The sequence below is a fragment of the Faecalimonas umbilicata genome (genome assembly GCF_004346095.1).
GTDB classification, from domain to species: domain Bacteria; phylum Bacillota; class Clostridia; order Lachnospirales; family Lachnospiraceae; genus Faecalimonas; species Faecalimonas umbilicata.
The window spans coordinates 39418-53998 of the sequence record NZ_SLZV01000005.1; the positions used below are offsets into that span (position 1 = coordinate 39418).

Here is a 14581-nt window from a genome sequence, read left to right on the forward strand (position 1 = left end):
CCTTACCCTTCCTAGATTTCTCCCTCTGCATTTACCTGTTTTCTTTATGATAGCAGACTTTTTTTCCACTTTCCACAGCAATTATAGAAATGTTATCCACATTTAACAGCTGTTTTTCCACTGTTGTTGTGTAAACTCCGTCTTCTCTTCTCACCAAGTCAAATACCTGATTCCCTTCCTGCAAATATGCATATTGGGTATCGGCCGAAAGCCCCTCTATCGATATTACTTCATAGATTTGCCCCTCTTCTACTTGATACATCGTCTCCGGCATCGTAAGATTTTCCTCCGGCATCTCCTCAAATGACTCTAACACCGGTGGGAGATTCATCGTTTTTATCTGCTCATACGGAAAATAGTCTTCTATAAAAGTATACTCTGCCACTTCAAAAACAACACATTCCGGCTGAAACATCGTAAAATAATAATCAAAGTCAAAAATGTTCCGATAATCATGAACAGAAATATATTCTCCAAGACTGTTCTCCAAAAATTTAGAACCTAGACCATTTAAATAACTTCCTTGAAAAACAAGTGTTCTCGGCACCCCTTCGGCAACTTTCTGCTCATTTACATAATAATTGAAATGATTAAAGCTTTCGTCTCTTCTGACTTCCGGGCTGTACTGCTCCGTCAGACACTCCACATCTGCTTTTCTTTCATAGACAGGAATCTTCTCGTGGATCGGAATATCTGAGAGCAGTAATTTTTCCATCGTTTCCTCATGAATGAGAAATTCCTCTTTCGTATTAATATGAACGGGAACTCCCTGCTCGCTCAATCCCTCTAAAATATGGTTGACTCCATAGAACGCCCCCAGTTCATTCCAATGCCCTCCATCATATTTCTTATTAAATACCGCCTCTCCTTCCTCTGTCTTTTCCTCCAATATCTCTGTATTATCTACATAGTGAATTTCTCTTTGATCCAGTTCTTTTAAAAACTGCTGCACCCACCGATTGTCATAATTCCATCCCTCTTCAAGTTCCTCTTGCAAAACAGTTGTTTTCGCAGGCTCAAACACGAATAGGAACGGAATCTCTCTTGCTTCACAGTAATCCTGGATTGTTTTTATCATGTCCGCAAAAGCAATATGGTAATCACCGAAGACCGGATTTCCCCCTGTATTTAAAAATACATACCCATCCTGTCCATATACATAACTAGGATGGATCATCTCATGAAAAATCTTATCATGCCCCACTGTATAAAGCTTGATCATCTCATTTCGCAGTCCAATGCGGTCATTTACATAGTTTTCAATTGCCTGAGTGGCATCTTCTCCCTCCCGTATTGCCGAGACAGGATTTGCAGCGAGCATCCGGTTATCCACCTCTGAAACTGCATTTTCTTCGGTATTGAAGGTCACAACAGGAATCGCAAGCAGTACAAAAAATATGACAATAAAAAATATCTTTAGTTTTTTCATTTTCTTCTCCTAACTAATTCTTACCTGTTTCCTACTAATATTGAAAATACAGGAAAGGGCTGTACGAGCTATTGATCAGAAAGATCACCGATAGGATCATCAGCAGGATCAGTCCGGTCTCTTTGATAAAAAGTCCCGTCTTTGTCCGATCAAAATAATTTTTCACTTTCTCCGCCCACGGCATACAAAAGGTTGTCGCCCCAAGTACCGCAATCGCTGACAATCCAATCAGTTTTGCTGTCAGGTAGTGCCGATAGGTATATTCCACTGTACCTGCTGCGTTGGCGGCGCTGATACCGATCAGACTTTTCATAAACACTTCCAGCCGGTTAAAGTCTGAAAAATAGAATACCTGCCAGCTAAAAAATACAATCGCCATCGTAGCAGCCCATTTAACGATATCAGGAATCTTCTGATAGAAACTTTTTTCCCTTGCACAGCGCTCTGCCAGTACACAGATCCCATTGATCACACCCCATAAAATATAGTTCCATGATGCTCCATGCCATACTCCGGTCAGCAAAAAGACGCAGAACAGATTCCATAAGGTTCTTTTCATCCCTTTTCGGTTTCCTCCAAGCGGAATATAAATATACGACCGGAACCATGTGCCGAGTGAAATATGCCAGCGTCTCCAAAATTCTGTAATAGATTTTGACCGATAAGGAAACTGAAAATTCTCTTTAAAATGGAATCCAAATAGCCGGGCCAAACCAATCGCGATATCTGAATATCCTGAAAAATCATAGTATATCTGCATCATATAAAAAAATGCAAACAACCATGCGGTCGGCACATCTATTCCCACTCCGACATAAGGATCGATCCGGCTGATCACAGCCCCAAACGAATCTGCCAGAATCACTTTTTTTGCAAATCCGATCATGATCCGGTTCAATCCGTCTAAAAATGCGTTCTCATCTGCCTGCCGGTGTACCGTCTGCTTCTGAAAATCTTTCCACTGTACGATCGGTCCGGAAATCACTTTCGGGAAAAAAGAAAGATATAAAAATACATCCAAAAGGCTTCCCGCTTCTGCATCTCCACGAAAGACATCCACAAGATAAGATATTGCCGTAAAGGTGATAAAAGAGATTCCCAGGGGAACGATCCACCGGCTCATTGCCAGACTGATTCCGAAAAAGTGATTCAGATTTTCCGCAATAAAATTATAATACTTATACCAGATCAAAATGCCTGTCACAGCCAGAATTGAAAGTGTCATACCATACACTTTCCACTTATGTTTTTCTTCCTTTCCCAAACGACAGATTCCCTTTCCCGCCAGCCATACTCCAAGCACATAGATACTCAAAAGGGCAATTCCTTCCAGTCTGGCCCATCCGTAAAAGCAAAGGCTTACGAGAACCAGAAACAGATTGCCGATCCGGTCGCCCCACTTCTCATTTCTATTTCCCACAAGCTTTATAAAATAATATCCTGCAACCGATGCCGGCAACACTGCAAATAAGAAAAAAACAGTTGTAAACGCCATATTCTTTCTTTTCCTTTCCAAACATTTCCCCTATTTTATCATAATTTCAATCTGTTACCAAGAAAAAAGATTTTCCCCCGGCCCTTGACAAAAGACCAATTTGTCATCCCAACTCTTGACCAAAATCCAAAAAAGAAGTCTCCTGCCACATTTTGATAGCGGAGACTCCTTTTACTTTTTCTATTCAGCTATGTATTCGTTCCCTTTTTCTTTTAACGTGGTCGAACACCGGTCTGACATTTCCCTTATTTCACAACAAGATTGTCCTTTGCCTCATATGCAAACTCTTCATCCAGCGGAAAGATCGGTCTTGGCACTTTCGTGTAATTTAACGTCTTCAGATCTTCATTTGTACTTCCTTTTGTGAGCGCCATAATGCTTCTCTTGGCGATCGCATCCTGGTCTGCAGTCAGATACCCTAATTTACATACGACAATATCTGCTTCCTTCGGATCTCTTCCAAGATCTGTGAATACGTCCGGAGAAACATAACCGATATGACCCTCTGCAAGTACAACGTCAACACCACAGGAACTAAACAGTGCAATATCGCAAGGGATCGATGTCTTCTTCCATTTCTCCACATAAGCCTTGACCGTTCCGGTCGCTGTGATCGGCTGTGTTGTCGTCGTGTCAAACTTTGCACCGAAGGTGATCGTAACCTCTTCCCCGACTTTTCCCTTACAAGCCAGCGTCGCTTCCGGGTCATAAATTCCACCGTAGAGAACCGGTGTTTTTAACTGCTCTGTACGAGGATCATCCATGATTCGTTTTAAGAATCCGGTACAGTCCGAAGAAGATCCTGCTGTCGGGTTGTCCCCGGAATCAGAAAGGTATACCGGAAGTTCCTGTCCGTTTGCAATCGCATCAAAAGCGACATTTAATGTCTCTTCCTCTGTATATGTCTCTGTCTGAAAACAGAAATCATTTCTTGTATTCCAGATGATCTCCGCAAGACGAAGCGCCTCGCGGTCAGCCAGTTCCTGCTCTTCTGCTACCACATAGACTGCGACAGAACTATCCTCATTGTCTGCCCAAGGAAATCCCATCAGATAAGAAGCCGCGAGGATTCCTTCTTTCTTCTCTGTCTCGCGTAGCTTGGTGATCAGTCCTTTCATAGGCTCTACCGTTGTGGAAGACTGCTCTCCTGCGATCAGAATCGGAACCTTTACCCAGGCAGATTTTGCCTGCACATGATTCTCCAGAGCCGCGATCGTCATCTGTGCCGCATGTATCCCGGTCTCATACCGGTCTGTGTGCGGAGCACATTTAAATCCGACAAATCCGTCACAGTTCTCGTGCATACGCACAGTCATCGTTGTGTGCATGTCCAGCGCGCAGAAGATTGGAATGTCCGGGAACATCTCCCTTAATTCTTCCAGCAGATATCCTTCTGCATCTCCAAGTCCTTTCACTCTCATAGATCCGTGAAGTGCAAGTGTGATCGCATCCAGCGGCTTTTCTTCCTGCGCCTGACGCGCTCTCTCAAGGATCTCTGCTTTCAGTCCCATATAAAAGTCATGATCTACTTCCCCATTTGGAACTGCGCTTGCAAAAAGTGTCGGTACTACTTCATATCCTTGTTCCTGAAGCGTATCCATCACTCCGCGCAGCGGATCATTTTTTGGATTTCTCTCAAAAAGTTTTTCTCCCCGGACAACACCGAAGTCATTTTCTCCGGCAATGATTGGATTGAATGAATTAGATTCATGCATCATCGATGCAACTAATACTCGTTTCATTTCTATTCCTCCTAAGCAAACGATATACTTCTAATATAAATGACATGCCACTACATGTCCAGGCTCAATCTCTTTTGCTTCTGGTTTCGTCTTCAGACATTCCGGCTTGCAGTATTTACATCTCGTTGCAAACGGACATCCTTCCGGCAGATTTACCGTACTTGGAATATCCCCTTCCAGAATGATCCGCTCTTTCTTCCGTCCCGGATCCGGAATCGGCACCGCCGATAACAATGCCTGTGTGTACGGATGTGACGGATTGTTGTAGATCATCTCTTTTGGCGCCATCTCCACAATAAATCCAAGATACATTACTGCAATCCGGTCAGAGATCATCTCTACAACCGATAAGTCGTGAGAGATAAACATATAAGTCAGATCGAAGCTTTTCTGAAGATCATGAAGAAGATTCAGTACCTGCGCCTGAATGGAAACATCCAGCGCTGAAATCGGTTCATCGGCGATGATCAGTTTTGGTTTTACTGTCAGTGCTCTCGCAATTCCGATCCTCTGCTTCTGTCCACCTGAGAACTCGTGCGGAAAACGCTGTGCATGCTTTGCGCTTAATCCTACAATCTCCAAAAGCTTATGTACTTCTTTCATCCGCTCTGCCTTTGTCATCTTTGTATGGATCAAAAGCGGCTCTTCCACAAGATCCTCCACTCTCATACGCGGATTTAAGCTTCCCGCCGGATCCTGGAAGATCATCTGCATCTCTTTTCGCAGAGGTCTTACCTGCGCCTGTGTCATCTGATCGATCCGCTGTCCGTCAAACCAGATCTCTCCGCTGTCCGGCATCAACAGATGATTGATCAGCCTTCCTGTCGTACTTTTTCCACATCCGGATTCTCCTACGACAGAGAACGTCTCACCTTTATAGATATCAAAACTTACATTATTTACCGCATGTACAAATTTATCCGGTTTCCCAAGCAGTGTCTTTCCGACCGGGAAAGTTTTTGTCACATTTTTTACAGAAACTAATGTATCCATACTACTTTTCCCCCTTTCTGTCTTCGCTGGCAAGCCAGCATCTGCTGTAATGATTTTCACCTACTTCAAATAACTCCGGCTTTCCTGCCCGGCATTTTTCTGTCGCATATTTACAGCGCGGTGCAAATCTGCAGCCAGACGGCAGAGAAGACAGATCCGGTACACTTCCCGGAATACTCGGAAGCACTTTGACTCCTGAGCCAAGCTTCGGTACAGATGCGATCAGACCTTTTGTATATGGATGCTGCGGCGCATTGAATAATTCATCAATCGGCGCCTCCTCCACAATCTCTCCTGCATACATAACGATTGCTCTTGTACACATCTCTGCGACAACACCAAGGTCGTGAGTGATCATCAGGATACTCATTCCCTTTTCTTCCTGGATCTTTTTCATCAGATCAAGAATCTGTGCCTGGATCGTAACATCCAGCGCAGTCGTCGGCTCATCGGCGATCAAAAGCTTTGGCTGGCAGCTCATTGCCATCGCGATCATCACACGCTGGCTCATACCTCCTGACAGCTGGTGCGGATAATTCTTCAGGACACGCTCCGGATCAGGGATCCCCACCTGCGCCAGAATTTCCGCTGCCCGCTTTCTTGCCTCCTCTTTGGAGAGATCTGTATGAAGACGGATTCCCTCGATCATCTGCTTGTCAATCCGCATTGCCGGGTTCAGACTGCTCATCGGCTCCTGAAAGATCATGCTCATCTCTCCGCCGCGGATCTCGCGCATCTCTTTCTCACTAATCTTTAACAAATCTTTCCCTTCAAAAAGCACTTCACCTTTTGTAACCTTTCCGCTGGTAGCTGTGAGAAGCCCCATAATCGACAGAGAAGTAACACTTTTCCCACATCCGGATTCTCCTACCAGTCCGAGGATCTCTCCTTTTCCTATTGAAAAACTAATCTCATTTACCGCAGTCACACTGGAAGTCTTACTGGAAAAGAATTCCGTTCTTAACTGCTTTACTTCAAGCAAATTTTCTTGTTTCATCGTATACTCCTTTCACTGCCTCTCCCACTACTTAATCTTCGGATCAAGTGTATCTCTCAGACCGTCACCAAACAGATTAAATGCAAGTACCGTTATAAAAATGATCAGACCAGGAAAATATACCATATGTGATGCAATTCCCAGGTAACTTCTTCCCTGCGAGAGCATTGCTCCCCATTCCGGCTCTGAGACATTTGCGCCAAATCCCAAAAAGCTCAAGGATGCTGCCGCCATGATCGCACTTCCGATTCTCATTGTAAAATTGACGATCAGTGACTGGATCGTTCCCGGGAAAATATGTACGAACAATAACCGGAAATCATTACATCCAAGGCTCTGTGCCACTTCTACATAGAGAGAATTCTTTACCGCCAGCGTCGAACTTCGCATAATTCGTGCAAAACTCGGCACCGTAAATACCATAACCGCGATAAATACGTTGATAATACCAGGTCCTAAAATTGCCACGATCGCAATCGCAAGGAGAATATCAGGGAAACTGAAAAGCACATCTGAACTTCTCATAACCAGCATCTCGATGATCCCGCCATAATACCCTGCCAGAAGTCCGAGAATACTTCCGAGCGCAGCGCCGACTACTACGGAAGACAATGCCACACCAAGTGTCAGTCTTGTTCCTACGAGCATACGGCTCAAAATATCACGTCCATAGTTATCTGTTCCAAACCAGTGCTTCGCGCTAGGCCCTGCAAGTGTATTTGCATAATCATATTCTGTATAATCATACGGAGTAACATAAGGTCCGATGATCGCAATGATCACCAGAAGGAAAATAATGATCAGACCTGCGACAGCCGTTTTTCTTTTTAAAAATTTTTTCAGAAACGACTTGAACCGCCCGTCTTTATCGGACTGTATATTTTCATCAATATATGTTTTTTCAAACTCTGTATTTTCTTGTTTTTTTACTTGTTCTTCAGCCATTATACATTCCTCCCTCACAACTAATCATATCGAATCTTCGGATTGATCACACCATACAGCAAGTCAACGATTAAGTTGATGATAACGTACTGGAACGCAAACAGCATCAGCAGCCCCTGGATCACCGGGTAGTCACGGAATGCAATGGAATCCACCAGAAGACGTCCCATTCCCGGGATAGAAAATACTGTCTCTGTCAGAACAGATCCTGACAGTAATCCACCAATCTGAAGACCTAAAATCGTAATAACCTGAATCAGCGAGTTACGGAATGCATGCACGAACATAACTAAAAATTCTTTCTGTCCTTTTGCTCTTGCTGTTCTGACATAATCTTCTCTCAATGTCTCTAACATGGAAGAACGGGAGTATCTCGCCAGAACCGCCATGATTCCACATCCCATTGTAAACGATGGTAAAATGTATCCGGTCCAGGAATCCAGTCCTCCTGACGGAAGCCATCCTAACTGTACCGAAAAAATCTGGATTCCCATCAGACCAAGCCAGAATCCCGGTGCGGAAAGCCCGGTGATCGCCAACAGCATACAGCCGTGATCCAGTGCTTTTCCTCTCTTGATCGCTGAGATCACACCGATAAAAATACCTAATACCGGCGCCCATAAAATTCCTGCGAATACAAGCTTTAATGTATTCTGCATTCTGTCTACGATCAGTTCTGCTACCGGAGTATCAGATTTTAAACTTCTTCCAAGGTCTCCGGTAAACAAACCTTTCATATAGTTCACATACTGCACGATCAGCGGATCGTTTAATCCGTACTCTTCGCGAATCGCCTCTACTTCTGATTGTTCTGCATCCAGTCCTGCCATTGTTCTCGCCGGATCTCCCGGGATCATATGAATAAATAAAAATACTAAAATCGAGATTACCAGCATCAATGGTATCGTCTGCAGGATTCGCTTGACAAAATATCGACTCATATCTTCTCACTCCAACTTCATTTTCTCCGATGTTTCATCGGGTATCTCTGCTGTCATATCCTGAAAAGGACAAGTTCTGTATCCATACATCACAGATGTATCTTGAAAAAAGGGCAGCTTACGGCGCTGCCCTTTTCCTAGTATCAACCACATATTGATTAGTGATTCAGTCCGGCATTTGTTACAATAAGACTTCCACCTGGTAAGTATTTCACACCTGTTACATAAGCTTTCTGACCAATGATCGCATTGTCACATCCTAAGAACATCCAAGGACACTCTTCCCATGCGATTTCCTGTGCTTTTGCATAACTTTCTGTAATTTCTTTTTCATCTGTTGTCACTAAAGCTTTATCTAATGCAGCATCAAACTCTGCATTGCTGTAAAATGCTGTATTGTATCCTGCTGGCGGGAATTTCTCTGTATGTAAAATACTTCTCATACATCCGTCTGCATCATAAGATCCCGGACTCCAGTTTACATACCACATCTCAACCTCTGTCTCATTCTCCGGTGCGCTTGTCATATCAGCGATGGTTGTAGATTCCATCGGAAGAACGTTGACTTCAATATTGATCTCTGCAAGCTGCTGTTTTACGAACTCTGCGCCCTGCATCTCAAGTGTTGTATTGTCCACCCAGAGATCGATCGGGAAGCCATCTTCATATCCGGCTTCTTTCATCAGAGATTTTGCCTTCTCTAAATCAAGTGAGTACGGTGTCTGCTCTGAATAGTAAGGAACTGCCTCTGAGAATAAAGAAGTAGGTTCTTTTGCATATCCCTGGAATACGACTTCACAGTATGCTTTACTGTCAAATGCATAGTTCATTGCCTGACGAACTTTCACATCTTTTAACGGCTGTCTTCCATCATCCAGTTTGTAGTTCTGATTTAATGTTACATAGCGGTATGTCAATCCGTTCAGATTCACTACTTCTACAGATTTGTCGTTCTCAACTTTTTCTACCTGGATCGGAGGTACCGGATAAATGATATCTGCCTCTCCGGTCTGTAACATCGCAATACGTGCACCGTCTTCCGGAACAACCTGGAATGTCAGAGAATCCAGTGTAGACTTTTCACCCCAATAGTCTTCGTTCGGAACTACTTTTGTATATCCGCCGTCAACACGGTCTGCCAGTTTAAACGGTCCTGTTCCTGCGGATTCTTTTGCAAGTCCGTCAGATCCTTTTTCTTTGATCGCTTTCGGGCTTACCATTCTTACCTGTGTCACTTTGTTGATAAATGTGTTGTTCGGCTCGTCCAGTGTGATCGTAACTTCATACTCGCTGTCTGCTGTCACATTTACCCAGCTCTTAATAGAGCTTGCAAGACGAAGTGATTCGTCCTCTTTTCCTCTCTGCCAGTTTGCTACAACTGCCTCTGCATTGAAAGGCTCTCCATCGTGGAATTTAACTCCCTCTCTCAACTTAAATGTGTAGCTTAATCCGTCCTCAGACATCTCCCAGCTTTCTGCTAATAATGGCTGGATTTCCAGATTTTCATCAAATGCAAGAAGTGTCTCGTACATAGAATTTGTAACAAGATTGGAATTTCCGTTTGAAGAAACATGCGGATCCAGATGTGTCGCATCCGTCTGCACCGCGATCACCATATCATTATCTGGAGATTTTACATTTGATACCGCTTTCTTCCCCGTATCGTCTTTTTTGCTCTCGGAAGATTTATCATTTCCTCCTCCGCAGCCTGCCAGGCTTACTGTAAGCATGGCCGTAAGAATCAGTGCTATTTTCTTTTTCATCTTTTCTCCTTTCTGCGGCATGCTTTCCTCTCTCTGTGCCGCCTTTCCTATTAGTCATTATATATATTTTTCAATTTATATTCAACTAATTTTAGTGTCTTTTTACTAGATACTTTATTTTTAAAGTTTTTTATTGTCTATTTGTTATTATTTTTACTTCTCCCACATTATTTTTTTATTTATTTTCGCACATCATCCTCTTTTTTCCCTTTCTGCAGACTGTGTGGTCTCTCGCGAAGCATGTTTTTTATTCTATAGAAAATTTCTGCAGAATTCGATATAAGAAAAAACCGCCCTCGCCCACCGGTTCCCCGGCAGACAAAGACAGTCTTTCCCGTTTGATACTTTTTCTGTTTGATTTTTCTTATATGTTCTCTGAAGCTTATCTTGAGCAAAGGACGATCGCGGAATGCCGCCCCATGTTCAGCACAACCTCTCCTTGATCGATCAACACATAGTCCGGCTCCATCGTATACCCCTGCTCATAGGTATACAACAATCTGTCCATCTTCCCTTTCATCGGAAGTTCTGCCATCCAGACCGGTACAGTAATTTCTTTTAGTTTCTTACTGTTATTAATGATCACAACAATCTGCTGTTCTTGTGTGAAGCGGCTGTATGCCAACACATTCTCATCCCAGAAAAGCATCTTAAGTGACCCGCACCGAAGTACACTTTCCTCCTTGTGTATCCGGATCATATCTTTGTGAAATTGTAGCAGTTCTTTGTCTTCCTGCCCCCATGGATATGTTCTCCGATTATCCGGATCGGTAAATCCACATACACCAGCCTCATCCCCATAGTAAATGGTCGGTGCTCCTACCCATGTCATCTGCATCACGACTGCGCTGCGCATGACCGCCGAATTAATTCCCTCTCTGGCCGCCTTGTAGCCAAGATTCTGCACTCGCCCCACAATGTGATTGGTTCTTGTCAAAAATCGGGAATGATCATGATTTGATAACTCATTCATCGCCACCTGCAGAGATGGTGTCTGCATTGCTGCCATGTGATGATTCATCACACTGACAAAATGATCTGCATTTCCCCAGAGATCCTGCCGTCTCTCATCACTATGCTTCTCCATTCCGGTAAAGAACCATGTGAGCGGCTCCATGAACGCATCGTAATTCATAACAGTATCCCATTCATCACCTTGAAGCCATTCTCTCGGATCTCCATAGTGCTCTGCAAGGATAAGTGCTTTCGGATTTGCCTCTTTGACAGCAGTCCGAAATTTCTTCCAGAACTCATGATTAAATTCATTGGAATAACCCAGATCTGCCGCCACATCAAGCCTCCATCCATCTACATTATACGGTGGAGATACCCATTTCTTCGCAATGTTCAAAATATATTTCTGTAATTCCTCGGAACCTTCATAATTGAGTTTTGGCAGGGTATCGTGCCCCCACCAGCCATCGTAATTATGATTGTACGGCCATTCTTCTTTAAAAAATCGGAAGAAACTGTGGTAATCACTGTCCGCTGAGACGTATGCACCTTTCCCATACCCCTCCTGCTTCTCGTAGATCCGCTCTCTGTCCAGCCATTTATTAAAGGAACCACAGTGATTGAACACACCGTCGATAATGACCTTGATCCCCCGTCGATGGAATTCCTGCACAAGTTCTGCAAAAAATGCATTGCTCGCCTCAAGATTCTTTCGATTTGTCGTCCGAATCTGATATTTTGTCGCCTGGCTGTTATCCAGACATCCATCCGTCAACACCTCTCCGCCGTCTTCCACAATCACTCCATAGTGCGGATCGATAAAATCATAGTCCTGAATATCATATTTATGATTGGATGGAGATACAAAGAGCGGATTAAAATAAACCGCCTCCACGCCAAGTTCCTGAAGGTAATCTATTTTTTCCAGAACTCCCTTTAAATCTCCTCCGTAAAATTCTCTCACACCCATAAATGCAGGGTATTTTGACCAGTCTTCCACACGGACACTGTGCTCTCCGATGTAAGCATACTCACCAGTTTCCACATCATTCGTGCGGTCCCCGTTGTAAAAGCGATCTACGAAAATCTGATACATGACCGCCCCTTTTGCCCAATCGGGTGTGGAAAATCCTGGTGTGATCATAAAAGAATAGAACTCTTCCCGGTTACCGGATACTCCACAGCGGTTAAAGTACTTTACTTCTCCCCCTTTGGACACCTGAAATCCATAGTGGAATTCTTTCTCTCCCAGCTGCCATTCCATCTCGTAATAGTCAAATGTCCCTCTCGTTTCCTTTTTCTCCATCTCATAAAACTGCTCACCAACAAGCAGAAATACTTGATCAACATCATCTTTTGCCGTCCGGAAACGAAGGCGAATCTTTTCATTTTTCTTTGGTTCTGGCGGTATCACATAATTGCTTGTACCGTCACAGAACAATGCGTCTATATTCATAAAGAAAACCTCATTTCCCAGACTTTCCATTCTGTTTATTCACCATCGAACAATGCTTCAAATTCTTCTCTTGTGATTTTTTCTTTCTCCAGCAAAAGGTCTGCACACGCATGAAGCACACGATCATATTTCTGAATGATTGATTTTGCATTGGCATAGCATTCGTCAATGATCCGCTTTACTTCTTCATCGATCGTTCCTGCCACTGCCTCACCATACCCGCGTGATGCATGTGCAAGGTCTCTTCCGATAAATACTTCATCCTCATCGTTGTCATAATTGATCAGACCTAATTTCTCAGACATACCAAATTTCGTCACCATCGACCTTGCAATGCCGGTTGCCTGCTTAATATCCTGAGAGGCTCCTGTCGTAATATCATCAAATACAAGCTCCTCGGCAATCCGTCCTCCCAATGCGACTGTGATATCCTGGATCATCTTTCCTCTTGTATTGAACACATCATCTTTCTCCGGAAGCGGCATCGTATATCCCGCTGCCCCAACTCCGGTTGGAATGATAGAAACACTGTATACCGGTCCGACATCCGGGAGCACATGGAATAAGATTGCATGTCCTGCCTCATGGAATGCTGTAATCCTCTTCTCCTTATCCGAAATGACTCGACTCTTCTTCTCTGCTCCGATACCGACTTTGACAAATGCATGCCGAATATCTGACTGCTGGATATATACCCTTCCTTCTTTGGCTGCCATGATTGCCGCCTCGTTGAGCAGGTTCTCAAGATCTGCCCCTGTAAATCCCGCTGTCGTCTGTGCTACCTGTTTTAAGTCTACGTCCTCGCTGAGTGGTTTTCCCTTCGCATGGACTTTTAAGATTTCTTCTCTTCCCTGAATGTCAGGTCTTCCGACCATTACCTTACGGTCAAATCTTCCCGGACGCAGAATTGCCGGATCAAGGATATCTACACGGTTTGTGGCAGACATCACGATAATTCCTTCGTTGACTCCGAATCCATCCATCTCTACAAGCAGCTGATTCAATGTCTGCTCTCTCTCATCGTGTCCACCGCCCATACCTGTTCCACGTCTTCTTGCAACTGCATCGATCTCATCGATAAAGATAATACACGGCGCATTTTTCTTCGCCTCCTCAAAGAGATCCCTCACACGGGAGGCTCCGACACCGACAAACATCTCCACGAAATCAGAACCGGAAATAGTAAAGAACGGTACACCTGCTTCCCCTGCCACTGCCTTTGCAAGCAATGTCTTACCGGTTCCCGGAGGTCCTACAAGAAGTACCCCTTTCGGGATTCTTGCTCCAACCTGAATATATTTTTTAGGTTCTTTTAAGAAATCTACGATTTCCTCTAACTCTTCTTTCTCTTCTTTCAGACCTGCGACATTGGCAAATGTCACTTTCTTATCCCGATCGGTGCTCAATCGCGCCCTGCTCTTGCCAAAGCTCATTGCTTTTGCATTTGCTCCACCACCTGCCTGACGGTTCATCAGCACAAACAGTAATAATACAACCCCTACCGTAAGTACAAGCGGAAGCACTACCGTCGTAAATACGGAAGGTTTTGGCATATCTGCAATTTTGTATGCCACCCCATTTTCCTCAAGAATCTCCTGCACTTTTTCTGTATTCAGCACATTCATACTCTTGGAATAATCTTCATCCTTCAGATAAATCTTCAGTGTTCCTGTCGGTGTTTCTTTGTTTGGATTGATCACCACAGAATCTACATTGTCTTCCTTTAAATCTTCCTGAAACATCGCTTCTGTATACCGCTGTTCTGTACTTTGCATCCGGTCTGAAAACCAGAATACCGCAAACAGAACGATCACCAGCATCAAAAGCGAAGCACCGCTGGCTCCTCTATATTTCTTACTATCCAAT

General features: G+C 43.9%; 10 protein-coding genes. All 10 read right to left on the reverse strand.

The window, feature by feature from the left end; genetic code table 11:
• Nucleotides 1-31: 31 nt before the first annotated feature.
• The 10 genes from EDD74_RS03320 to ftsH all read right to left on the reverse strand — a co-directional run bounded on the left by EDD74_RS03320 (nucleotide 32) and on the right by ftsH (nucleotide 14580).
• Nucleotides 32-1429 (reverse strand): alginate O-acetyltransferase AlgX-related protein, encoded by a 1398-nt coding sequence (locus EDD74_RS03320; RefSeq protein ID WP_116440916.1) that lies wholly within the window; start codon nucleotides 1427-1429, stop codon nucleotides 32-34.
• A gap of 34 nt (nucleotides 1430-1463) precedes the next feature.
• Nucleotides 1464-2945 (reverse strand): MBOAT family O-acyltransferase, encoded by a 1482-nt coding sequence (locus EDD74_RS03325; RefSeq protein ID WP_242990023.1) that lies wholly within the window; start codon nucleotides 2943-2945, stop codon nucleotides 1464-1466.
• Nucleotides 2946-3169: 224 nt separating this feature from the next.
• A complete protein-coding gene (locus EDD74_RS03330) occupies nucleotides 3170-4666 on the reverse strand; it encodes a M81 family metallopeptidase (protein ID WP_116440917.1) in 1497 nt (498 codons plus the stop codon).
• Between the two features lie 30 nt (nucleotides 4667-4696).
• Nucleotides 4697-5659 (reverse strand): ABC transporter ATP-binding protein, encoded by a 963-nt coding sequence (locus EDD74_RS03335; protein WP_009263755.1) that lies wholly within the window; start codon nucleotides 5657-5659, stop codon nucleotides 4697-4699.
• Nucleotide 5660: 1 nt separating this feature from the next.
• On the reverse strand, nucleotides 5661-6656 hold the full coding sequence (locus EDD74_RS03340; protein ID WP_009263756.1) for an ABC transporter ATP-binding protein: 996 nt from the start codon (nucleotides 6654-6656) through the stop codon (nucleotides 5661-5663).
• A gap of 27 nt (nucleotides 6657-6683) precedes the next feature.
• A complete protein-coding gene (locus tag EDD74_RS03345; RefSeq protein ID WP_009263757.1) occupies nucleotides 6684-7601 on the reverse strand; it encodes an ABC transporter permease in 918 nt (305 codons plus the stop codon).
• A 20-nt stretch (nucleotides 7602-7621) separates the two neighbouring features.
• Entirely contained in the window at nucleotides 7622-8542 is a 921-nt protein-coding gene (locus tag EDD74_RS03350; RefSeq protein ID WP_116440918.1) for an ABC transporter permease, read from the reverse strand.
• 158 nt (nucleotides 8543-8700) lie between these two features.
• Nucleotides 8701-10305 (reverse strand): ABC transporter substrate-binding protein, encoded by a 1605-nt coding sequence (locus tag EDD74_RS03355; protein WP_039930869.1) that lies wholly within the window; start codon nucleotides 10303-10305, stop codon nucleotides 8701-8703.
• Nucleotides 10306-10687: 382 nt separating this feature from the next.
• On the reverse strand, nucleotides 10688-12715 hold the full coding sequence (locus tag EDD74_RS03360; protein WP_116441380.1) for a glycoside hydrolase family 13 protein: 2028 nt from the start codon (nucleotides 12713-12715) through the stop codon (nucleotides 10688-10690).
• 35 nt (nucleotides 12716-12750) lie between these two features.
• On the reverse strand, nucleotides 12751-14580 hold the full coding sequence (gene ftsH, locus EDD74_RS03365) for an ATP-dependent zinc metalloprotease FtsH (RefSeq protein ID WP_008977582.1): 1830 nt from the start codon (nucleotides 14578-14580) through the stop codon (nucleotides 12751-12753).
• Nucleotide 14581 lies beyond the last annotated feature (1 nt).

Excerpts from the sequence above, each read along its gene's own strand:
- EDD74_RS03320 (WP_116440916.1), bottom strand. The coding sequence starts at position 1,429 with ATGAAAAAACTAAAGATATTTTTTATTGTCATATTTTTTGTACTGCTT.
- EDD74_RS03330 (WP_116440917.1), bottom strand. The coding sequence starts at position 4,666 with ATGAAACGAGTATTAGTTGCATCGATGATGCATGAATCTAATTCATTC.
- EDD74_RS03335 (WP_009263755.1), bottom strand. The coding sequence starts at position 5,659 with ATGGATACATTAGTTTCTGTAAAAAATGTGACAAAAACTTTCCCGGTC.
- EDD74_RS03340 (WP_009263756.1), bottom strand. The coding sequence starts at position 6,656 with ATGAAACAAGAAAATTTGCTTGAAGTAAAGCAGTTAAGAACGGAATTC.
- EDD74_RS03345 (WP_009263757.1), bottom strand. The coding sequence starts at position 7,601 with ATGGCTGAAGAACAAGTAAAAAAACAAGAAAATACAGAGTTTGAAAAA.
- EDD74_RS03350 (WP_116440918.1), bottom strand. The coding sequence starts at position 8,542 with ATGAGTCGATATTTTGTCAAGCGAATCCTGCAGACGATACCATTGATG.
- EDD74_RS03355 (WP_039930869.1), bottom strand. The coding sequence starts at position 10,305 with ATGAAAAAGAAAATAGCACTGATTCTTACGGCCATGCTTACAGTAAGC.
- EDD74_RS03360 (WP_116441380.1), bottom strand. The coding sequence starts at position 12,715 with ATGAATATAGACGCATTGTTCTGTGACGGTACAAGCAATTATGTGATA.